The sequence below is a fragment of the Priestia sp. JSM ZJ58 genome, assembly GCF_044383985.1.
Lineage (GTDB): Bacteria > Bacillota > Bacilli > Bacillales > Bacillaceae_H > Priestia > Priestia zanthoxyli.
The window spans coordinates 53,653-76,723 of the sequence record NZ_JBISEM010000001.1 but is presented as its reverse complement, the minus strand read 5'-3'; the positions used below and the strand labels follow the sequence as shown (position 1 = coordinate 76,723).

At 38.8% G+C, this 23,071-nt stretch carries 22 protein-coding genes; 6 read left to right on the top strand and 16 right to left on the bottom strand.

Going from position 1 to position 23,071, the window contains the following annotated elements; genetic code table 11:
- Nucleotides 1–54: 54 nt before the first annotated feature.
- From ACH6EI_RS00390 to ACH6EI_RS00360, 7 genes are all read right to left on the bottom strand, one after another.
- Nucleotides 55–708, bottom strand: a complete 654-nt coding sequence (locus ACH6EI_RS00390) for a hypothetical protein (protein ID WP_028411819.1) — start codon at nt 706–708, stop codon at nt 55–57.
- 340 nt (nt 709–1,048) lie between these two features.
- A complete protein-coding gene (locus tag ACH6EI_RS00385) occupies nt 1,049–4,150 on the bottom strand; it encodes a DNA translocase FtsK (RefSeq protein ID WP_028411820.1) in 3,102 nt (1,033 codons plus the stop codon).
- Between the two features lie 429 nt (nt 4,151–4,579).
- The gene (gene ytpR, locus ACH6EI_RS00380) at nt 4,580–5,185 is read right to left on the bottom strand and encodes a YtpR family tRNA-binding protein (RefSeq protein WP_028411821.1); all 606 of its coding nucleotides are present in this window, start codon (nt 5,183–5,185) and stop codon (nt 4,580–4,582) included.
- Nucleotides 5,186–5,187: 2 nt separating this feature from the next.
- A complete protein-coding gene (locus ACH6EI_RS00375) occupies nt 5,188–6,000 on the bottom strand; it encodes a DUF1444 domain-containing protein (RefSeq protein WP_080754456.1) in 813 nt (270 codons plus the stop codon).
- A gap of 72 nt (nt 6,001–6,072) precedes the next feature.
- On the bottom strand, nt 6,073–6,390 hold the full coding sequence (locus tag ACH6EI_RS00370; RefSeq protein WP_028411823.1) for a thioredoxin family protein: 318 nt from the start codon (nt 6,388–6,390) through the stop codon (nt 6,073–6,075).
- A 153-nt stretch (nt 6,391–6,543) separates the two neighbouring features.
- Entirely contained in the window at nt 6,544–7,068 is a 525-nt protein-coding gene (locus ACH6EI_RS00365) for a DUF84 family protein (protein ID WP_028411824.1), read from the bottom strand.
- A 58-nt stretch (nt 7,069–7,126) separates the two neighbouring features.
- On the bottom strand, nt 7,127–8,200 hold the full coding sequence (locus ACH6EI_RS00360) for a M42 family metallopeptidase (protein WP_099331327.1): 1,074 nt from the start codon (nt 8,198–8,200) through the stop codon (nt 7,127–7,129).
- A 152-nt stretch (nt 8,201–8,352) separates the two neighbouring features.
- Between ACH6EI_RS00360 and ACH6EI_RS00355 the strand changes: the two genes are divergently transcribed.
- On the top strand, nt 8,353–8,664 hold the full coding sequence (locus ACH6EI_RS00355) for a PepSY domain-containing protein (protein WP_028411825.1): 312 nt from the start codon (nt 8,353–8,355) through the stop codon (nt 8,662–8,664).
- On the opposite strand, the gene ACH6EI_RS00350 is transcribed toward ACH6EI_RS00355, so the two are convergent.
- On the bottom strand, nt 8,633–9,490 hold the full coding sequence (locus tag ACH6EI_RS00350; protein ID WP_028411826.1) for a YtnP family quorum-quenching lactonase: 858 nt from the start codon (nt 9,488–9,490) through the stop codon (nt 8,633–8,635). The two genes, ACH6EI_RS00355 and ACH6EI_RS00350, sit on opposite strands and share 32 nt — an antisense overlap.
- A 75-nt stretch (nt 9,491–9,565) precedes the next feature.
- The gene (gene trmB / locus ACH6EI_RS00345) at nt 9,566–10,216 is read right to left on the bottom strand and encodes a tRNA (guanosine(46)-N7)-methyltransferase TrmB (protein WP_028411827.1); all 651 of its coding nucleotides are present in this window, start codon (nt 10,214–10,216) and stop codon (nt 9,566–9,568) included.
- A 127-nt stretch (nt 10,217–10,343) separates the two neighbouring features.
- Here trmB and ACH6EI_RS00340 point away from each other — a divergent pair, with 127 nt between their 5' ends.
- Nucleotides 10,344–10,622 (top strand): YtzH-like family protein, encoded by a 279-nt coding sequence (locus ACH6EI_RS00340; protein WP_028411828.1) that lies wholly within the window; start codon nt 10,344–10,346, stop codon nt 10,620–10,622.
- Nucleotides 10,623–10,628: 6 nt separating this feature from the next.
- Here the strand turns inward: ACH6EI_RS00340 and ACH6EI_RS00335 are convergent, their stop codons facing one another.
- The 4 genes from ACH6EI_RS00335 to thpR form a co-directional block, all read right to left on the bottom strand.
- Nucleotides 10,629–11,453 (bottom strand): phosphotransferase family protein, encoded by an 825-nt coding sequence (locus ACH6EI_RS00335; protein ID WP_176344694.1) that lies wholly within the window; start codon nt 11,451–11,453, stop codon nt 10,629–10,631.
- A 161-nt stretch (nt 11,454–11,614) separates the two neighbouring features.
- A complete protein-coding gene (gene pulA, locus ACH6EI_RS00330; RefSeq protein WP_098999245.1) occupies nt 11,615–13,756 on the bottom strand; it encodes a type I pullulanase in 2,142 nt (713 codons plus the stop codon).
- A gap of 92 nt (nt 13,757–13,848) precedes the next feature.
- Complete coding sequence (locus tag ACH6EI_RS00325; protein ID WP_028411831.1) at nt 13,849–14,775, bottom strand: hypothetical protein; 927 nt, start codon at nt 14,773–14,775, stop codon at nt 13,849–13,851.
- A gap of 135 nt (nt 14,776–14,910) precedes the next feature.
- Entirely contained in the window at nt 14,911–15,465 is a 555-nt protein-coding gene (thpR, locus tag ACH6EI_RS00320) for an RNA 2',3'-cyclic phosphodiesterase (protein WP_028411832.1), read from the bottom strand.
- A 189-nt stretch (nt 15,466–15,654) separates the two neighbouring features.
- Between thpR and cysK the strand changes: the two genes are divergently transcribed.
- Nucleotides 15,655–16,587, top strand: coding sequence for a cysteine synthase A (gene cysK / locus ACH6EI_RS00315; RefSeq protein ID WP_033579594.1), 933 nt, complete (start codon nt 15,655–15,657; stop codon nt 16,585–16,587).
- 126 nt (nt 16,588–16,713) lie between these two features.
- Complete coding sequence (locus ACH6EI_RS00310) at nt 16,714–16,929, top strand: hypothetical protein (RefSeq protein WP_047749728.1); 216 nt, start codon at nt 16,714–16,716, stop codon at nt 16,927–16,929.
- Here ACH6EI_RS00310 and pepV read toward each other — a convergent pair.
- On the bottom strand, nt 16,922–18,325 hold the full coding sequence (gene pepV / locus ACH6EI_RS00305; protein ID WP_028411834.1) for a dipeptidase PepV: 1,404 nt from the start codon (nt 18,323–18,325) through the stop codon (nt 16,922–16,924). The genes ACH6EI_RS00310 and pepV overlap by 8 nt on opposite strands.
- 408 nt (nt 18,326–18,733) lie before the next feature.
- Between pepV and ACH6EI_RS00300 the strand changes: the two genes are divergently transcribed.
- On the top strand, nt 18,734–18,955 hold the full coding sequence (locus tag ACH6EI_RS00300; protein ID WP_013059517.1) for a DeoR family transcriptional regulator: 222 nt from the start codon (nt 18,734–18,736) through the stop codon (nt 18,953–18,955).
- A 222-nt stretch (nt 18,956–19,177) separates the two neighbouring features.
- Here the strand turns inward: ACH6EI_RS00300 and ACH6EI_RS00295 are convergent, their stop codons facing one another.
- Together ACH6EI_RS00295 and ACH6EI_RS00290 are read right to left on the bottom strand one after the other, a co-directional pair.
- Nucleotides 19,178–19,894: a pseudouridine synthase gene (locus ACH6EI_RS00295; protein ID WP_028411835.1), complete on the bottom strand. Its 717-nt coding sequence runs from the start codon at nt 19,892–19,894 to the stop codon at nt 19,178–19,180.
- A 50-nt stretch (nt 19,895–19,944) separates the two neighbouring features.
- On the bottom strand, nt 19,945–21,588 hold the full coding sequence (locus ACH6EI_RS00290) for a putative polysaccharide biosynthesis protein (protein ID WP_028411836.1): 1,644 nt from the start codon (nt 21,586–21,588) through the stop codon (nt 19,945–19,947).
- Nucleotides 21,589–21,798: 210 nt separating this feature from the next.
- On the opposite strand from ACH6EI_RS00290, the gene ACH6EI_RS00285 reads away from it, so the two are divergent.
- Nucleotides 21,799–23,070, top strand: a complete 1,272-nt coding sequence (locus ACH6EI_RS00285; protein ID WP_028411837.1) for a BaiN/RdsA family NAD(P)/FAD-dependent oxidoreductase — start codon at nt 21,799–21,801, stop codon at nt 23,068–23,070.
- Nucleotide 23,071 lies beyond the last annotated feature (1 nt).

The following is a 23,071-nucleotide window of genomic DNA, read 5'->3' as shown; positions in this document are numbered from 1 at the left end:
TATAACATAACTCCATGACTCCATTTCTACTCTCTTCCCTTGCGAAACGGCCTTTTATTTTGGCTTCATCACATAGTATATAGCCTGCTGTTTTAAAAACGATCGCCATGTCATTGCATTTTTTTTGTCATTATATTGGGTTACTAATTGTTCAATGCGTTGTTTATGTCCTAAAAAGAAAGAGTCAATTAACACGTCATATCCGATTGATTTTATTTTTCGAATCCAAATTACTTGTTGTTCCTCTAAATTTGCAAATCTTCCTCTTACATCTTTGATGATAACCTGCTCATTTGTCAATGGGGTATATCCTTTTAAGAAAAACGAATTAGGTACTTTAGACACAATAATTGGCTCTAGTACACTCGTCAAAAAAAAGGCTCCTTGAATTAAAAACGACTCTGTTTTCTGCTTCGCCTGATCAGCTAAAAACAGCTGCAGCAGGGTTTTCCCCTGAATGGTTACATATTCAAATGCAAACCACTGAAAAAATAATTGTTCATGGGAATCAGATAGAGCCGCCTCATGAGGCAAGTTTACTAACTCTTTAAATAGATGTGAAGCCCGCACTTTTTCTCGTATATTCGTATAGCGGTTCACAAAAAAGAAATATTGATTGTAAAAGTCGCAAATAGCATTATCAGACTGAAGCTGCTTTTGTTCACGAATTTCATTAAAGTTAATCAGTTCATGATTTTCTTCTGTCATTACTCTTCACTCGTACTCTAATTATTTTGGTTTGTCCTCTTTAAACGCCTTCAGCTCATATGTTTCAGCTGGTGAGAAATGATAGCAAACTATCACATGCTAAAAAAGCAAAACACACATTATCCTTACATATAGTAAATCATTTTACTAGTTCTGACAAACCTTTTCCTTTTTTTCCTGATGGATTTCTTCCAAAATCCCTACTCAAATTCTGTATAAACGAACTTAAAGCAGGAAAAAAAGAGGCGGCGGATACAGTGACAGAGCGTTAGCTCACATAAAGCTGTATCCTGCTGATTTTGCATAGCCTCTTTTTTTAACCTACATGCAGAAAAACAGCTTAAAATGTAGAAGTGGCTGTTTGACTTTCCATTTCCTGAAGCTCGTTTTCGGTAATGAGCACATCTCTCGGCTTGCTTCCTCTTGCTTCTGAAATAATTCCTTGCTGCTCCATCATATCAATTAGGCGCGCTGCGCGATTGTACCCCATTCTGAAGCGTCTTTGCAGACTGGAAGTAGATGCACCGCCTTGGTCTAGCACAAACTCGCATGCTTCATAGAAAAGCTCATCTTCTTCATTTGAAGCAAAGCTTTGCTGCTTTTTCAACAAATCTTCTTGATCAAATAAGTATGTTGGCTTCATTTGCTTTTTGACATGATCTACAACGCGATCAATTTCTTCATCTGAAACAAAGTTCCCTTGAATTCGAACGCTTTTAGAAGATCCGTTTTCAAGAAGCAGCATATCACCTTTACCTAATAGCTTCTCTGCTCCTCCTGTGTCGATAATTGTACGTGAATCAACTTGCGAAGAAACAGAAAATGCGATACGCGTTGGCACATTTGCTTTAATTAAGCCTGTAATAACATCTACGGAAGGACGCTGCGTTGCAAGCAATAAGTGAATGCCACACGCTCTTGCCTTTTGTGCAATACGGCAAATAGCTTCCTCTACTTCCCCTGGAGATACCATCATCAAGTCGGCAAGTTCATCAATAATAATAACTAGATACGGCAGCTCCCCGCTTTTTTCATTATGTTCTTTTACACGTTCGTTGTATTTTGTAATATCACGTACGCCCGCATGTGCAAACAGTTCGTAACGGCGCTCCATTTCCTCTACTGCCCACTTTAAAGCTGTAGTAGCTGCTTTCGCATCCGTGATAACCGGGCTGACTAAATGCGGAATGCCGTTGTAAGGAGCTAGCTCAACCATTTTAGGGTCAATTAACATAAGCTTGACTTCGTGTGGCGCAGCTTTATAAAGCAAGCTGACGATAATGGTATTAATACACACACTTTTACCAGACCCCGTCGCTCCAGCAATTAAACCGTGAGGCATTTTGTTCAAGTCAGTCACAACCGGCGTTCCTGAAATATCTAACCCTAACGCCACCGTTAAAGGAGAGTTATCTTTTCTAAAAGAAGGATGCCTCAAAATTTCGCGAATTAACACCGGCTTACTTTGACGATTTGGCACTTCAATTCCAATCGTATTTTTCCCTGGAATTGGCGCTTCAATTCGAATATCACGCGCGGCTAGGCTCAGTTTAATATCATCTGTTAAATTCGTAATTTTGTTCACTTTCACACCGGGCTCAGGATGTACTTCAAATCTGGTTACGGTAGGACCTTGCGTGACGTTTACGACCTTAGCTCGAACGTTAAAGTTTTTTAATGTCATATCCAAAAGCTCACGCTGCTCATCCGCCCATTGATTATCTTCTTCAATAGCAGCTGGAGGAATGTTAAGCAAGTTCATTCCAGGAAATGCATAAGGAGAAGAAGCTTTTACATTTACAGGTTCTTCAGATTTTAATGAAGCCTGCGGAACCACTTCTTCGGTTTTTTCACCGTGAACTTCTTCTTGCCTACTTACTTCCGTTTTTTTTTGCAGAGCTTCTGCCTCCTGCCTTTGGTATGAACCTTGGGACGACTGACTTTTTTCTCGAGCGCTGTTATCCATCTTCGTGCGGTCTTTTTTCAGCATCATTACGTTAAAAGGCACTAATCGCTTACCGCGAGCTCGTTCAGCATTCCCTGGCTGTTCTGCAGGTACAAGAGGTTCTACAGCTGACTCTTGCTGTACTTGTCCTTGTAACTCTTGACTTTCTTGCATCCTGCTCTCTTCCTCTTTTATCACTGAATTTTCAAGCTCTCGGTGCACAACAGCGGATACCGCTTCTGGTTGCCATTCATCAGCTGCGGGTTGCGATGGATGTAAACTTTCAGAATTCAGCTCATGTTCTGCTTCAACATGAACACTGTTTGTTGGCTCTTCTAGAATGACGTGACTTTCTTTTTCAGCGGCTGGAACTTCTTCTCTCTTTCTAGGCTTTAGTGCTTCTACTTCTTCTGCTTGTAAAAACGCTGGGCTTTCTTCCATCAACGTTTCTGCTCCTGCCTCTTCAGCTTCATTTCCGATCTCTTGTTGGAAAGAAACGGATGATTCAAACGGAGGCGTTTCCTTTGAAATTGGAGCCTCTTCAGCTACTGCTGTTTCTTCCGCCAAATCCCAGTCGGTAGCTTTCTCTTTTGCCACTAACGGTTCGACCGCATGTGATTCTTCAAAAGTTGGAACCTCTTCCTGTTCTTTTACGGCTACTGAAGAACTTGGCTTTTCTTCAGGAAATGATATCTTCTCTTTTTGATTTTCCTCATATTGCTTCCACTGAGCAAAACGCTGAGAAGACAGTTGCATCATTTCTTCCGTTTCTTGAATCTGTGCTTCTTCCGCTATAGGCTTAGAAACTGGTTTTCTTAACGGCTCTACAACAGACGTATTCATCGCTCGTCGGTAAATTTCATCTTCAAACGCTGCTTTTGATAACTGTGTACTCGGAAGCTCATATTCTACTACTTCCTCACTTCCGTTTTGTACAACATTAGAAGGCCGCTTATTAAACCCATAAACAGGTGAAGGGATTTCAGTCGGACGGAACGGACGTTTTCTTACTTGCGGAATCGCTTCTTTCTTTTCAGATACCGCTTTTAACGGCTGAGATACTGACTTAGGCTGCGTTAGCGCCGACTTGCGAACAGGCTCTTGATAAAACGGAGCCGGTGCCTTTTTTGCTACAGGCCTTGGTTCATTTTTAGGAGCTGCTGCCTTTTTTGCTTCTCCCGTATCATCAATTAAAGGGAAACGAAACGTTCCTTTTGGGTATTGATAAGCTACTTTTGTATGAACATCTTGCTGCTCTTCACTGTAATTCCGCTTTTGCGTTCTGGCCGAGTGTGGAACAGAAGGTTTTGGCGCTGCTTTCATCACTGGCTTTTGATGAACTGACTGCATTTGTTTAGGCTTAGTAGCCTTCTTTTTAGGAATTGTTTTTTCTCTATTTAAAGGGTATTCTTCCGTTGTATTTCCATGTTCGTCTACAACGATTTCTTTCACTTCGTATCCTAGTAAATAATCCATTACTTTTCGTACAAAACCCATTTTTATCACTCTTTCTATCAGACTATCTTACTTCGTTTAGCCTCTTATATCGCAGTGCTGCGACATCTACAAAAAGCTATCCATGCATCCTTTATTTACCTTTGGCCTCAAAGTATTCTCTGAGATGGATATATATACTATCTTTTCATTTATCATTCTATCACGTATGCTTGAACTCTTACTATAAAATCTACTATTTTGCTTCCCTTATTTATACAGTAAAATTCCTCTTTGCAAAAATATTTTTTCATGTTTAATTAGCACTCATAATTAAACGCGAAAAAAGCCACTAGTCTAGACTAGTGGCTTTTAATTTTATCAAACCTTTTTAAGAATTGACAATTGCTTTTCAGCAACTGTAACGCTTTGAAATATACGTGTAAAAAAACATCCTGCTTTTGCCCTATAAATTAGTATCACACCCTGCTTTTATGCTTGAAAAGGCTGACCTACTTCATATTTGTCTTCAAGTACTAAAATCCCTTTTTCTTGAGGAGCGTTCGGAAGCGCCAGCTCTTTAGCAGAGCAAATCATGCCTGAAGAAGGTACACCGCGCAGCTCTGCATCTTTAATGATCATACCGCTTGGCATAACCGCTCCTACTTTTGCTACGACGACTTTTTGACCTGCGTCTACATTTGGTGCTCCACATACAATTTGAAGTGTTTCTGTGCCAACATCTACTTTACAGATGTTTAGCTTATCTGCATTTGGATGCTTTTCTTTTTCTTGAACATATCCAACTACAAACTTAGGAGATAAATCCACTTCAAGTTTACCTTCAAAACCGCTTTCGCTAAGTACACGATTTACTTCTTCCACCATTTCTTCTGTTAATTCAAGAGAACCATTTCCCTCTACTTTTAACTTAGAAGAAGCATGAAAGATGTTATAGCCAGCCGTTGTATTTGATTTTTGATCAAAGATACGCACAACGTCGCTTTTTGTTTCAAACGTGCGATTTTCAATTGCAATATCTTCTAGCTTGACGATTAACGTATCGCCGATACCTTCTTTATTATAAAAAAGATTCATAATTAGTCCCGTCCTTTACTGCGATTTTTTCCTAGAATAAAAATAGGTTCTAGCTCACCGTTTTCGTATAAAAATGAAAGAGCTGTGATGGGTACACGTCCACTTGCAAAAAAGCTCATGGTCATTTGCGCAAGAATATCATAACCCGTTTCGTTTTGGATATCAGCTAGAATCAGCACATCTTGATGAGGTACTGCTACAGCCATTGTGCCCGAAACACTAGAAGCAAAATCTTGCAAAAATGCCTCGTTAAGAATTCGGCTTGCATCGTATCCATCGTTCTGATTTACAAAATAAAAGTCATTGCCTGCTACCGTATCTTTTTTATGTGAAATCGGCAAAGAGCGAAGATTAAATTTAGCCATTTCCCGCACTGCGGATAGATCTAAATTTTCCTTACGAATTAGTTTCTCATCTAATAGACGATATGTATTGCCTAAATCAAGCGCATAATAAATGCGTGTTTCAGCTGTATGTTCATCATAAATCAACGGCACGTCTTCATTCGATTTATCCGGAAAAGACGTTGAGCGAATAACTGGATAAATGCGCTTTTCTTTTCCCGTTACCTGCTGTTCATCGTTCATAACACGAAGAGCTTCTTTTATATAATATACCATTTCATCTAGAGCCGCTTCCTTTTTTTCTTCCCATTTTGCAATTAGCCCGGGTAAAGAAATGGTTACACCTTTTTTCGTTTCCTTATGTTCAACGCGAAGCGTATCTTTTTCACGGTCAAATAAAAATGACCAATCCGCACCCGTTAATCGCTCTTCAAGTAGCTTTCTCATCTTTTGACTATTCATTTTCGCCATATTTACGCCTCCTTTTCTCATTTTTATGTATGAAGACTGATAGCAATTTATCGCTATCAGTCTTCACTTGTTTTATGCATTTAAGCCGTTAATGAACTCTTCAATTTCTTCTTTTGTTTTACGGTCTTTGCTGACAAAACGTCCTGTTTCTTCTCCGTTGCTGTAACCAACAAAGCTTGGAATACCAAAGATGCTTAATTCTGCACAAAGATCGATAAAGTCGTCGCGATCCACATAGTGAAATGTATACTCGCTATGATTCGCCTCAATTTCTGGAAGCACAGGCTCGATTACTCGGCAATCTGGGCACCAGTCTGCTGAAAACATCATGATATGCTTTCCCTCTTTAATGACTTCTTTGTATTGTTCAATTGTTTGCATTTTTTCCATTTTTCTTTCCTCCACTTTTTCTTTTACTTTCGTATTTAAACGGCTAAAGCCCCATACATTTTTTAATCCTTCTACATCAAAACATAGTATATGAGTTGTTGCAACTATCATACACTGATGCTTTTCTATTATAAAGGGTTACAAAGGAATTTCCTATTGAACAGCTTGATTTGTCCTAAAATCTAGCTGTCCTTTTAGCATTAAAACAACCTGATAAAACATAGAAGTCCGATCTAAATTCCCATTGGTGAAAATGCCGATTGCTCCTTCTTTTTTTCGAATATTTTTTTGGTTTGTATACATTTCCATAGCTTCGGCTAATTCTTTTTTATCATGACGAAGCATGTCGGCTACCGCTTCAGGAAGCCGAATACGAGCTCCTCCACCTAAAATCGGTTCAAGGTCCTTAGAGGTAACAAGACTTCCCCAATTGCAAAGGAATAAGCCATGAGGTGTTTCCTGCACCCCTCCTTCGAGCCCAATGCCGATATCAGCACCTGTCTCTTTAACAGCAGCACGCGCGCGGTTAATCGCTCCTTGGATGGTTTCTTCATCAGAAAAAGGCTGTGGTGACACCCCGGACTGCACGTCTACCTCTACATATGTAAAAGTATCTCCAAATACTTTTTTTACTGCATTTACTTTTGTTGGGTTCTTCGTTCCGATTGCAATTTTCATTTTTTTCTCCTGTCATGATGAAACAAAGCAACCGCAAAAGCAGCTGCTTTGTTCTTCTTTATCCGTTTTGTTTAATCGTATCAAGCGTTGTTTGGTCTGTAGAGCGTACAAGTTTGACTAATAATTCTTTTGCAGCTGCATAGTCATCCACATGAATCATAGATGCATGGGTATGAATATAACGTGAACATACGCCGATCACTGCAGAAGGAACTCCGTTATTAGAAGTATGAACGCGCCCTGCATCCGTACCTCCTGGAGAAACGAAGTATTGATAAGGGATGCTGTTTGTCTCAGCTGTATCTAAGATAAATTCTCTCATTCCTCTATGTGTGACCATCGTACGGTCAAAGATACGAAGTAATACGCCTTTTCCTAATTGTCCAAATGCATTTTTATCGCCTGACGTATCGTTAGCAGGACTAGCATCTAGTGCATAAAACAAATCCGGTTTAATCATATTCGCAGCTGATTGAGCACCGCGAAGTCCTACTTCTTCTTGAACAGTAGCTCCAGAATATAAGATATTTGGCAATTTTTCATTTTTTACTTCTTTTAATAATTCAATCGCAAGTCCGCACCCATAGCGGTTATCCCATGCTTTTGCCAGTATTTTCTTTTCATTTGCCATTGGCGTAAACGGACAAATCGGTACAATTTGATCGCCAGGACGAATGCCCATTTCTGCTACTTCCTGCTTGCTATCTGCGCCCACATCAATCATCATATTTTTAATGGCCATTGGCTTGTTGCGCTGTGATTCGTCTAATAAATGGGGAGGGGTAGAAGCAATTACGCCGGTGATAGGACCTTTTTTTGTCACAACATGGACGCGTTGAGCTAGAAGTACTTGACTCCACCATCCTCCTAGAGTTTGAAAACGAAGCATTCCTTTATCAGTTACAGACGTAACCATAAATCCTACTTCGTCCATATGTCCTGCTACCATTACTTTAGGACCTTTTTCTTCATTATAGCGAACGCCGAATAAACTTCCTAACCCATCTTGAATGACTTCATCTACAAGGGGTTCAATTTGCGAGCGCATAAATGAACGTACTTGATGTTCGTTTCCAGCGGCACCTGGTAACTCCGTTAATGTTTTAAATAGAGATAGCGTTTCATTGTTCATATATACTCTCCTTTATGTATCATTTTCTTTATTGTATCGAAAACCGGAAATAGTTGCTAGTTCCGTCCTTCTCTTCTATGACTCAACTTAACAAAGCATTCGACAATTTGATATAATGATGAAAACATATCCTTAAAAAGCAGGTGAATAACGTGAAATGGACTCAACTAATAGCAGGAGCTGCAGTCGGATTTGCAAGCGCTTATATTATTCAAAAAAGAACGTCGTCAATTTCCTCATCGGAAGCCCTTACGATTGTTAAAAGCGCTTTTAAACAAAATGGGGCAATCGACGGCTCATGGATTGAAACGACGACTAAGGTCATTCAAAAGCATGGTCTCTCTTTTTATGGTTATACAGGTGGAATTATCAGAACACGTGATGCAAAACAGGAACATTACGAGTTTTTCATTGATAAAAAAAGCGGTGCTATTATTGAATTGACGCTGAATACACCCGTTTAATTTCGTCAACTATTTCTCCTTTGTTATCCCATTTTACAGCTCGATAAAAAGCATCATGATAAAAACTTAGCCAAGCTTGATGCTCATAGGCATAAGCTAACCACTGCTGCTTTTGTTCAATCGAAGTCATTGGATAGTCATCATACGCCATTACCCATAAGACATTTTGATGTGCATGTGTTGGCAAAAGATCGCCCATGTGCACTAAGATGTCATTGTTTCCTTTTAATATAACTACAGCATGACCATCGCTGTGACCGCCGGTATGATGAACCGTTACTCCAGGCACAATTTCATCTTTGTCGCTAAATGTTATTACTTGATGCTGAATAAATTCCCAATTTTGTTTCCAATACGTATTTTTAGAACGTATATTAGGATTCCTCATTTCATTCCACTCGATGTCACTAACAAAAATTCTTGCATTTGGAAAAGCAGAGGAAAAGTTTCCGTTGATACATTTTGTTAAGCCTGACACATGATCAAAGTGGAGATGCGTCATAATGATATGAGTAATATCTTCGCACGTGAACCCTAACTTTTGTAAGTCTTCAGCAATAAATGATTCTTCCGTTACGCCAAAATGACGCTTTTTTTTCTCATCCAACATCCCATTTCCTATACCTGCATCAATTAACATGAGGTGTTTTTCAGTTTGAACGAGCAAAGGATCAGTCCTCATGGGAATTCGATTCCCGTCTGAAATGGGATATTTTTTTGTCCAAAGCTCTTTTGGAACAACACCAAACATTGCCCCTCCATCTAAATGATTATTCCCTCCACGAAGCCATGTAACTTTTAATTCGCCTATTGTTAGCGTTTCCATTTTACACCTCCATTATATTCCTTTTTATTTTATCACTATCCCCTTCTCTTTTTGAACAAAAAAAGACTGAGGAACTCAGTCTTTTTCATTCAGGTATTTTACTTCACAGCGGTAAATGCGGCTGCCTTTTTGTGAAAATTTCTCTTCATATTCCGTCATAACATTGCCTTCAAAATCGCTTTTATGCAAATCTAAGCTAATGTACTTGAGAAGAAGTCCATATTCTGAAAAGCTTGTCAATGAATACTCAAATAGCCCTTGATTATCTGTTTTAAAGTGAATTTCTCCACCATCAACCAGCAGATTTTCATACATGCTTAAGAACGTTTTGTATGTTAAGCGGCGCTTGGCATGTCTCTTTTTTGGCCATGGATCAGAGAAATTGAGATAAACGCGACCCACATCATTTTTTGCAAAAAACTCACTAAGATGGTTAGCATCTACATTCAACAACTTTAAATTTGGAAGCTCTTCTTCAATCAATCGTTCTAGAGCACTTAAGATGACACTTTCATACATTTCAATTCCAATATAGTTGATATGCGGATTTTGTTTAGCCATCCCTACTAAAAATTGGCCTTTTCCTGTTCCTACTTCAATATGAAGAGGATTTTCATTTCCAAAAACTTCTTTCCAGTTTCCTTTATACTCCGCTGGATTTGGAACCACGTATTGGGGATTTTCAGCAATTTTATCTTTTGCCCAAGGTTTGTTTCGTAATCTCATGTTGCACCTCTTTAATTTATTTTGACGCATTGAAAATGTCGGTTATTCGAAACAACCGACATTTTCATGCATAATTGTGTTTAGATAGAAAAAAATAAGAGCATCATACGAGAAAGGATGATGCTTAATGCCTTTAAATGCCGAACACCAAATGAATATAGTAAAAGATATTTTATCTAATCATCAAAGTGATTGCTGCGGAACGGTTGCGGAATGTGAACAGGTTGAACGTTTAATTCAATCAATGTTAGCAAAAGGATATGCTAGCACAGACGTACAAGCAACACTACAAAACGTTTATAAATACACGCAAGATGCAAAAAGTGCTGCTCATTTAGACGAACATATTCAAACCAATCAACAAAATTTATCACAATGGGTCCAAGAACTATCTACCTTGTCATAACCTTTGCTACTGTGCTTGAATGTCGTTGACGAGCAACATCCGAAGATATTCAAGCCAGTAATTCATTTCAGAATGTTCATTTTTCGAACGATGCCATTCAATGAATAAAATGGTTTGACTTATCACATACCACTTCATTCTCGTTTTCAAGTTCTCAGTTAGTTCAACCCCATAATGCTCAAGCCATTCTTCCCACTGAGATGGATTGATGTACCAATAAAGCAATAAACCTAAATCAATAGCAGGATCTGCAATCATCGCTCCGTCCCAATCGATTAAATATAGCTGCGTATTCTCTCCAAGCATCCAGTTATTGTGGTTCACATCACAGTGACATACCACATATTTATCTGTCTGAATGGACGGAAGCTCTGCTTGTAAATAGCTGATTCCCTGCTCTACAATACTCTCTTTTTGAAGTCGCTCGTCCACGTTCTCTAGAATATCGGCTAGCACGTCTCCGGGAAGAAGCGGTGTTTTCCCTAACCTTTTCAACATATCTAATAACTCGTTTGAATGATGAATTTTACTAAGCAATTCTGTCACTCGACTCGAATTCATATCTTTTGGTTTTAATTCTCGACCATCTAGCCAGTGCTGAGCTGTGATCACATCTCCATTTTCCATTCGTCTTGTCCACACGAGCTTCGGTACAATTCCTTCAGCTGACAATACTGCTAAAAAAGGTGATGAATTACGCTTTAAAAAAAGCTTTCGGTCTTGAAATTTTGCAAAATAAGCTTCTCCTGTCGCTCCGCCAGCAGGAGTAATTTCCCATTCGCTTCCTAATATATCTTCCAACCAATTCACCTTCAATTTCAACACACACATTTCGTTTAAAAATTTCACTCAATAAAGCAATCTATTAAGACATCATGACGTTATTTTCTTAGTAAATAAAAAAGACGGCTATTGAGGATATGTATCAATAGCCATCCTTTATAAATATTATCTCCATCACACTTTTTTCGTCAAGTGGTTGAAGACAATAATTACGTTTGAAATAAAATAAGAACGCTAAGCTTTGGAACATTTATAGCATTATCCTCTATAGTAGGATACCCATTTTTATATACTTTACAATGATCAAGTGCTATTTTCCATGGTCCTTCTGGCAAAACTACTTTTTCTTCCATTAGGCCTTGATTAAAAAACACAATAATATTCTTCCACGGATCGTAAGCCAATACGTTTGATAAGCAATAGCCAATAACGGATTTCGGCGTGTTTAGAAAAGAGACATGCTGCCTAATCGCTGAAGCATCCCCCAAGCGAAATGCATCGTGCTGTTTGCGAATACGAATCAGCTCTTGAACCCAATTCACATCAGAAGAAAATTCCCTTCTTCGATTCCAATCGAGTGCATTAATATCATCGGGTGAATTATAGCTGTTCTCTACGCCTTTTTTAGTGCGGTAAAACTCTTGACCACTATGAAGAAACGGTATGCCTTGTGAAAGAAGCACAATAGCAGTAGCAAGGCGATGACGACTTCTACGAGTGTCTTCGTCTTCTTCTCCGTTTGAATTCGTTAACTTATCCCACAGCGTATGATTATCATGTGATTCAACATAATTAATTGACTGTGCTGGATTTATAAATAAAGCGGGACTGTCTTCTTTATCCAGAATGCTACCCGCTATCACAGATTGCACTGCTTCTTTTTGATGAATATTCCCGCTGATAAAACCTTTTTCATACACATCGAACGTGCTTCCTTTTACAGAATCTCGAAAGCGGTCATTAAAATAGCCGATTTGAGGTGTTTGGCGGGCATTCGCCATCATTGCTTTTTGAGTGTGGGGAAGAGGCGTATTTAAATCCCAGCCTTCGCCAAACACCAAAATAGTAGAATCAATTTCATTTATTTTTTCCCGAATGATTTTCATCGTTTCTATATCTAAAATCCCCATGAGGTCAAAACGAAAACCATCAACATCGTACTCTTTTATCCAAAATAATACTGAATCGATAATAAACTTTTGCGCCATTTTCCGTTCAGAAGCAAAATCATTTCCTACTCCCGTCCCGTTCGAAGGCATCCCAAACTCATCATGTCGAAAATAATAGCCCGGAACAATTTTTTCAAAAGGTGATTCTTCTCGTACAAATACGTGATTATAAACTACATCTATAATAACACGGAATCCCTGTTGATGAAGCGTTGATATTAATTGCTTCACTTCAACAATACGAGTGGTGGGATTTGAAGGGTCAGCAGAGTAGCTTCCTTCCGGCACATTAAACAACAATGGATTATACCCCCAATTATAAGAAGCATGAGGATTTAATTCATCTACTCCGCCAAAGTCGTTAATAGGAAGAAATTCAAGATGGGTCACTCCTAGCTCTTTTAAATAATGGAGGCCTGTTGGTTTGCCTGGCTGACCGCTTGATTCAGTAACAGCTAGGTACGTACCTTTTTTTTCTATCCCGCTTGAAGGATGAATAGAAAAGTCTCGAACATGCATTTCGTAAATAACGGCATCCGTTGGCTGAAGGAAAGGCGGCTTTTCATGGGGATGAACATAGGCTGTATGAAGATTTATCAGAACTCCGTATTCACTATTTGCTGTAGCTGCAACGGCATAAGGGTCCACCGCTTCATTTGTCCGACCGTTTACATCTATTAAAAATCGATAATAATACCCTTCTTTATCTAAGGGAAGTTCCTTTTCCCATACGCCTTTTCTTTGACGAGTCATAACGTACAGTTCTTCTTCTCCGCTATTTGCATGTATTAATTTTAAAACCACTGCTGATGCAGTCGGGGCCCAGACTTTTATCATAATATGATCTGAATAAAAGGCTGCACCCAAATCATTTTGATTATAATAAAATCTTTCATCAAACTCTTTTGTTCGTATAACAGCCCCTACCTGCAACGGAACTTTCTGCCCGTGATTATCACAGATAACGTACGAATGTCCAATTTCTATGCTCTCTTCAACCTTACCTTCATATTTGATAAAACCTTCTAATTCATGTACGTTTTCAATAGAGATGGTCTCATGCATTTGTGCACCTTTAATCACAAAAAAATCAATTTGACCTTCATGATAAGAAGTTGGAACTAAAACAGTAATACGATCTATTTGATCTAAATAAGCCTGAAACTTATTATCACCAGTCATCCTTTTCTCCTCCTTATGCCAATTACCTCTTTAGTAGCATTATATGTAGCAAACGCAAAAACGAAAGCACTTTCATAGCATGAATGTTCGGATTATTCACCTGCTTCGAATTCCCGGTCAAAATAAATACTCTGGCTGTGTTCGAGCAGTACCTGAGCTGCTTTCATCTGTTTAAACTTTAAAGGCGCTTTAGATTTCCTAAGTTCATAAAACCATTCTTCATACTTTCTAGCATCTACAAATTCAACCTGATAAGGCTCCGCAGCGTAGTCAATGTATCCATTTCTGCTTAGTAATATTTTCTTTACGCTATGTTCAATATCGTGAGTACGATAGATACTTCGGACAATTTGCTCCATTCGATTTAACCCAATTAACGGATTTAATATCTTTTTTTGATCTCTTCCTCTTAACTCTGTCCAAAAATTTTCTTTTGAATACTGAAAAACAGCACTTTTATATGTTTCTATTAAACAAATACAGAGGGTTTCCGTTGGAGTAACAATAATGATATCCCCTTCTACCGGAGCTTTATTAATCAGGAAAACAGGCTTGTACATCACGAGATACGTATCAGGAAAGCGCTGAATAAAATAACGGAGAGCTTCATCATGGTAATATTTACGATCTGCTTGCGAGAACTCAAATAAAGTGGATGTAGCCCATTTCATTTGAAGATCAAATACATTTTCTAAAAACAATATTTTCAAATCTTCCGCTGTTTGTGGAAGAGTTGTAAACCTCAATAGCTCTTGATTTTCCACGCTATCGCTAGAGAACGCTTCTTCCACTTCAAGCGTTTCTTTTTTCCTTGTAAACCGCTCTTTTGCTTTTTGCAAAAATGAACGTTGAGCTTTTGTTTCTTCTTTTACAGGAGGGCCATGTAATAGCCCTTGTTCAAACAATTGCTTTGCTTTCTTCCAATTATGTTTTTTTAAATGATTAAACTGAGACGTGTAGTGATAAACGTCTTTTTCATAACGGGAAATATAATCTTGCACCTTAAGTAGCTGCGCCACGTTTACATCAATCCCCTAATTAAAATTCCTCTAACACTTGGTTCACCGATTGTTTCTCTATTATCATCGGCGTTTTCTTTCCTTTAATAAGAGTGATCTTTAAATAACCTCTCTCCATGCTTGTATGTTCATATGCTACTGTGACTGCAATGAAAAAGATAGTATTTTTTTATATTTAGGTTTGCTAGCAGGGTGAACTTCAAAAAGGGCAAATGAACTTACTTGAAACTGTTCTTCAACCGACGTTTGCTTTAACTGCTCTTCCGAAAGCCCGGCTTCCCCTCCCCACTTCTTTGCAATCGTAATATGAGGACGATAAGGACGTTTTTCGTATAAGCCGCTTAGGTCTCCCCATACAGCTTGTATATCCCTTTGTAGATTCACAAGCTTATCATTTGGCTTAAGGCTTACATAAAGCACTCTAGGCTTGTTATACGCACCGAACACATCGTACTGAACGGTCTGCAGTGAAAAACTTGAATGACGGGAGGCTACTTCTTTTAAGCGGTTAATCAGCTTTTCCTTTTTGTTATCTACAAATCCTAAGAATTGTAGTGTTATATGATAATCGTCAGGGTATGTCCATTGTTTAAAAGGAAAAGGTGTTAATTCTTTTGCCCAATTTTCTGCCTGATATGCAATGGAGACTGGCACGTTGATTCCAATAAAATAGTGTTGATCACTTTTCATCAAATCCCTCCTTTTCTTTTCATTATCTTTCCCCAATTTGTCATGTTCAAAAAGAGCTAGATTTATTTTAAAGGTTTTCTGGATCAAATAGAGAGGTTTTTCTGAAAATTTGTCATGTGCTTAAAAAATAAGAAATTGTGTTATCATAGAAATAATACAGAGAATTTTTATAAGAAAAGGATGAGAAAAATGAAAGTTGTTAACAATATGGCTGATTTGATTGGCGAGACACCTCTTGTTAAATTGAATCGTCTTCAACCAGCAGATGGAGCATCCGTTTACTTAAAACTAGAATTTTTTAATCCGAGCCGTAGTGTAAAAGACCGTGCTGCTTTTAATATGATCGTGGAAGCTGAAAAAGCAGGCTTGCTCAATGAAAATTCCACCATTATTGAACCAACGAGCGGAAATACAGGTATTGGCTTAGCTATGAATGCAGCAGCAAGAGGGTATCGTTCTATTTTAGTCATGCCCGATACGATGACTCAAGAACGAATTAACTTGTTAAAAGCATATGGTGCTGAAGTTGTTCTAACACCTGGCGATGAAAAAATGCCTGGCGCAATCCGTAAGGCAGAAGAGCTTACAAAAGAAATTCCAAATGCATTTATGCCCATGCAGTTTGAAAATAATGCAAACCCTGACGCACATCGAAAAACGACTGCTAAGGAAATTATTGAGGCAATGAACGATTTAGGAAAAGACCTATCTGCTTTTGTTGCTACTGCTGGAACAGGCGGAACGATCACGGGCACAGGTGAAGTCCTAAGAGAAAACTACCCAAATATGACCGTTCATGTTGTGGAACCAGCTGGGTCTCCTGTATTATCTGGAGGAAGACCTGGAAAGCACAAGCTTGTAGGAACAAGCCCTGGATTTATTCCTGATACGCTTAACATAGAGGTTTACGACGAAATTTTAAAAATTAAAGATGAACAAGCCTACGATATTACGCGACGCCTAGCTTCTGAAGAAGGGATTTTAGTCGGTCCTTCATCTGGCGCTGCGTGCTATGCTGCTATCGAGGTAGCCAAAAAATTATCTCCTGATCAAGTGGTCGTATGTATTGCTTGCGATACAGGTGAACGTTATTTATCAAGCGACCTATTCTCATATGAATAATAAAGAGGCTGGAACAAAAGGATTTTAGCCCAAATGAAAAACGAACCATGAATCAACATGTTTGATTCATGGTTCGTTTTTTTGTGATGGTGAATGTAGGTTCATCGGTTTCGTTACTTCTAGCAGTTGATTGGAGGGCAAGGCGAAGACTCCTGCGGGAAAAGCAGAACAGGTGAGACCCCGCAGGAGCCCAGGCGACGAGGAGACTCAGCGGCCGCCCGCGGAAAGCGAAGCCTTGCATGGAAATCAACTGCGGTGTCACAAACAGTCCAGCTCATGTATCCTAGTTATTCACCTTTAAATTGGATTCGTTTCGTTATGTCTCAACCTCTTTTTATTTAGCCAATTCGTAAATAGCCTGTGCATAAATAGCTGTTGCACGAAGCAAATCTTCAATTACCATGTACTCGTCTTTTTCGTGCGCTACTTCTTCACGGCCTGGGAAAAGAGGTCCAAATGCCACACCCGCTTCTAATGCTCTGGCATATGTTCCTCCTCCAATTGAAATAAGCGTAGGTTCTTCATTTGTTTGTTCTTGGTAAACCTTTTGAAGCGTTTGAATAAGCTCATGTTTTTGATCGACGTGATGTGGTTTAGAATCTGTAAAATGTTTGATAGTCATTTGATAAGATTCACTTTTTTCTTTAATCGTATCAATAATATCGTCAATATGAGCTGATACAGGATAGCGAATATTTAAGCCAAAGTGCCCCGCTTCTTCTTGATTATAAGACATGATTCCCACATTTATCGTTAAATCACCCGTGACCTCATCTTTGCGATTTAAGCCCATTTTTTCTCCTAGTGCATCTTGGACTAAATACGCATTTGCATAACCTACAAACTGATTAGCTTGTTCATCAAGTTCTAATGTGTGTAAAAAGCGAAGAAGTGTAAGCCCAGCATTTTTCCCTTTATCAGGCACGCTTCCATGTGCTGAAACTCCTTCTAGAGTAAGTGTATACGCACCGCTCTTTTCGGTTATTGAACCTTTTAAAGACTTATCTTTTAAAAATTGATCATATTTATTTTTAATATCGGTTTCACTATGGAATTCAAGAACAGCTGTTGCAAGATCAGGAACCATATTGTAGCGTCGCCCAGAGACAAATGATGTAAGCTGGACGCTTCCCTTTGTTCCTTCAATGGGCTGCTGGCGAATTTCTACATCTGTAATGCCTTTTTCAGCATAAATGATAGGAAAATCCGCATCCGGCGCAAATCCCATCGTTGGCATCTCTTCATGATTGAAGTAGTGGTCCACACATCTCCAGTCACTTTCTTCATCCGTTCCAATAATCATTCGAACCCGCTTAGATAGAGGAAGCCCTAAATCTTTCACAATTTTCATCGCATAATAAGCAGCCATCGTCGGGCCCTTATCGTCGATTGCTCCTCTAGCAAAAATTTTCCCGTCTTTTATTTCACCGCCGTATGGATCAACCGACCACCCGTCTCCTTCAGGAACGACGTCTACGTGACACAAAATGCCAAGAAGGTCTTTTCCTTCTCCCGCTTCAATATGACCTGCATATCCGTCTACGTTCTTGACGGAAAACCCGTCATTTTTTCCTTTGTTTAAAAGAAAGTGAAGCGCTTGAGCAACTCCAGGTCCAAATGGCTCTTCTTTTTTTTCTGTGCTTGTCAAAACACTTTTAATTTGCAAAAAACGCTGCGTCTCAGCTAGAATTTCAGCTTCTCTTTTTTGCACTTCCTCTTTCCAATTAATTGCTGTCATCTGTGTGCCTCCTTTGCCTGCTTTTACAGATTGTATCTATCATTACTATTGGTAAATTTAACTTTATCATACCTTTATATAGAAAGAAATAATTGTCTCTTTCCTTTCATATCAAAGGTTTACAGAGTCAAAATTCCGGGAAATAATTTGTAGGCACAATCGATAAAAACGGATTCTATTTGTTTATTGTTTACATATACTATAAAAAATGTGCAAATAGAGGAAGGAGATGTTACGAAAGGATTACATATTTATATCATTTTTTGTAAATATTGTGTTAATTTGCGTTTTCTCTTTTATTTTTCTGTCGATTTTGTGTACAATAAGGATAAGGACTGAAATAGTGCTTGACATCTCAGAGTTATAAAGAAGTTGTGCCTTACGAAAAACGAATAAGGAAGTGGTTTTTTGAAACCTTCAACTAATCGAATGCTAACTCGTATCAAATCGGTCTATATGTTCATTTGTAAAAATGGAACAGTTACAACGCAAGAGCTCGTAGACGAATTTGGTATTACACCAAGAACCATTCAGCGTGACTTGAATGTGTTAGCATATAATGATTTAGTTCGCAGCCCAAGTCGCGGTACATGGACGACTACGCAAAAGAAGGTCAAGATGTCATCCTAGTAAGTTTATTTCAAGGGTAGTAAGTGATTTATATATAGAGATAAAATTCTACGCAGTAGAAAGTCAAGACTTGGACGAGTGCATAGTCCCCCGCTCCATTTGCACGTCAAGCAGAGTTGGTACTCGTTTAAGTGCTTTAACGTGAAATGTTTCACTTGTCGAATAAAGTGGACAAAAAAAGGAACCATTTTAGACTTAGGTTCCTTTTTCTTTCGCCTCTTCTTAGGCATTTGATTTTTGTAATAAAGCTAGTTCTTCTTCCGTTAACTCCCTGTACTCTCCTAAATCTAACGACTCGTCTAATAGCAAAGCTCCCATAGATAAACGTTTTAAATACGTTACTTTTTTTCCTCTTGCTTCAAACATACGCTTCACTTGATGAAATTTCCCTTCAACGATCGTTAATTCAATTTCTGATTCCACACCGCTTGTTAGTACCTTTAACTCTGCTGATTTTGTTACGTATCCATCATCAAGAGTGACACCCTGTCTAAATGCTTCAGCATCTTCTTCAGTCACCGGCGCATTAATTTTTGCAAAATACGTTTTAGGAACGTGCTTTTTAGGAGATAGCAGCTGATGTGCAAGCTGACCATCATTTGTCAGCAGCAAGAGCCCTTCTGTATCTTTGTCTAAACGCCCTACCGGAAATGGGTCATACACAGCATCGTCAATTTCCAATAAGTCCAAAACTGTTTCATGAAGAGAATCTTCCGTCGCTGATATGACACCTTGCGGCTTATGCAGCATAAAGTAAACAAATTCTCGGTAAGAAACGGCTTCGCCATGCACAGTTATTTCTTGTTCATCTGGATTAACATGTACCTTAGCATCTTTAACCGCTGTACCGTCTACCTTAACAGCTCCAGTCTTTAAAAGACCTTTAACTTCTTTTCGGCTTCCGTACCCAATGGTAGAAAGCAATTTATCCAAACGCATGTAATATCCTCCTTTTTTTGAAAAGAAGATGACTCTAACGAGTCATCTTCTTATGCACTGCGCTGTTTATTTCGGCGCAGTATCTTTCGTTCAATTGCACCTGTTACCCTCGCTCCCATTACTTTTTCAAGCAGGCTTGAACGATAGGTAATAATAAAGTAAATAAGGCCGCCTACTGCTGCTCCTATAATCGTAATAACCGTGGCAGAGAATCGTCCTGGGGTTGTAAACAGACCAATTACTACTGAAACAATTTTTACGCTGATTCCCATAATCGCAACAAAAATGAGAATGAGCACAGAGCGTTTTATAAACTCACTGTAGTTATATTTTGCGTGTTTTTGAATAAGCGCAAACATATAAACAAGAGATACGATATAGCCTAGTGCTGTCGCTAAAACTGAACCGATCTCGTGGAACATAAGAATAAATGGCACGTTCACGACAATTTTCACAATCAATCCAAATAATAGACTTAAAACAGCATATTTTTGTTTGTTGATCCCTTGTAAAATAGCTCCATTAACCGTGAAAAACGAGAACAATAAAGCTACGGGTGCATAATAAAGCAAGACATTTCCACCCGCATCCGATGCATCTGTTCCAAAGAAAAACGTATATGCTGGACCAGCTAAAGCCATTAACCCTACAGATGCTGGCAGCACAAGAAACATAATCGTTTGATATGTTTGATCAATTTGCTTTTGCAATACATTATAATCTTTATTCACAAATGAACGTGTAATCGTTGGTACAAGAGTCAAACCGAATGCAGTAGCTAATGAAACAGGAATCATCACAAGCTTTGGAACATAAGACTGAACAATTCCGTTCATGGACTCCGCTATTTCTTTTTGTCCAGCCGCTACCATCGCACGGTTAAATGTGAATTGATCCACATACTGATAAAGCGGAATAGCTAAGCTGACAAATACATAGGGCAATGAATACGTAAGCAGCTCTTTAAAAATGGATACGGTAGAAATACGCGTAGGCGTTACCGTCTGCTCGTTCACCATTTTATCGAGATGAGGCTTTCGTTTTTTCCAGTACCAAATTAATACGGCAAGTCCAGCAAGAGCTCCTACAAAAGCACCCATTGTAGCAAATCCAACGGCTAGCGCAAGACTCCCATGTACAACTTTGATGACGATATAAGTGGATGCTAATAAAAAGACAACCCGCACAAGTTGTTCAACTACTTGTGAAACAGCTGTGGGTCCCATAGACTGGTGACCTTGGAAAAATCCTCGCATTAAACTCATCATCGGTACTACAATTAACGCAACACTAACCATTCGCATAACCATTACTACATCTTCTAAGGAGTTATTTAAATCAGAACCTCCAAGTGTAATTCTAGACATAACAGGCGCTAACGAATATAAAAGTAAAAATGCAAGTATTCCTGTGACAAGCATTAATTTCATGCCGGCCCGATACATTCTTCTACTCGTATAATAATCACCGAGTGCATTATATTTTGATACAAATTTCGATACGGCCATTGGCATACCGGCTGTAGCAATACTTAAATAAATAGCATATTGGTTATATCCATAACCAAACAGTGCTCCCCCTACGGTTCCAACAAGGATCGCAAATGGAAATAAATAAATCATTCCCAGAATTCGGGATACATAAGTGCCAAGCGTTAGCACAAAGGTCCCTCTTAACAATTTTGAATCAGACATACGTTTGCCTCCGATACTTAATGTTACATACTGATAATAATGATAGAATTGAAAAGAAGCAAGTGAGAGTATACACTAAGAAAGGTCTTATACTCACTCACACTCGTCAACAAGCTAAAAAACAAAGACTATAGCCCATTTTATCCAATGTTGAGAGATTTGTCAGTGAACAAACTAAAATTTTTTAAGAATAGACAGGTTGGTGAAAGTATGATATATGATGTAGTCGTAATCGGAGGAGGACCTTCTGGTTTGATGGCATCGATTGCAGCTGGTGAGTCAGGTGCAAACGTATTATTAATTGATAAAGGCAATAAACTTGGACGAAAGCTTGCCATTTCTGGAGGGGGCCGCTGTAATGTAACAAACCGCCTTCCGATTGATGAACTTATTAAACACATTCCAGGAAACGGACGCTTTTTATACAGTGCGTTTTCTGTTTTTAATAACGAAGATATCATCTCCTATTTTGAAGGCCTTGGAATTAAATTAAAAGAAGAAGATCACGGGCGTATGTTTCCGGTTAGCAATAAAGCACAATCTGTTGTTGATGCATTAATTAGTGAACTCCACCGTCTTCGTGTAACAATTCGCACAAACACAGCCGTTAAACGCGTAAACTATGAAAACAACACCGTGAAAGAAGTTGTGCTTCAAGACGGAGAAGCAATCCAAACGAAAAGCGTTGTGATTGCAGTAGGCGGAAAATCAGTGCCTCATACGGGTTCGACAGGAGACGGTTATCAATGGGCAAAAGATGCAGGTCATAAAATTACTGAACTTTACCCAACAGAAGTTCCTATTACATCTAGCGAACACTTTATTAAAACAAAAACGCTTCAAGGTCTATCGCTTCGCAACGTAGGACTAAGCGTACTTAATAAAAAAGGCAAACCTGTCATCACTCATCAGATGGATATGATTTTCACTCATTTTGGCATCTCTGGCCCTGCCGCTCTTCGCTGCAGCCAATATGTTGTTAAAGAGTTAAAGAAACAAAAAAGCAACACTGTTCAAATGTCTCTTGATTTATTTCCTAGCCAAAACGAAGAAGAGATTTTTCAACAATTAGTCAAAACAACAAAAGAAGAGCCGAAAAAAGCGATTAAAAATGTTTTAAAAGGTTTTGTATCTGAACGCTATCTACTATTTTTACTCGAGCAAGCAGACATTGATAGCCAAGCGCTAGCGGGACAGCTTCAGCATGAAAAACTGAGAGAATTCTCGAGAATGTGCAAACGATTTGAATTTGCTGTAAACGGCACACTTTCTTTAGAGAAAGCATTCGTCACAGGAGGCGGAGTATCCGTTAAAGAAATTCACCCAAAAGAAATGTCTTCTAAATTTATGCAAGGCCTTTACTTCTGCGGGGAAATTCTTGATATCCACGGATATACTGGAGGATACAATATTACTTCTGCCCTTGTAACAGGCCGTTTGGCTGGCAGTAATGCAGGAGAATTTGCAACAAGCCTAGCATAAT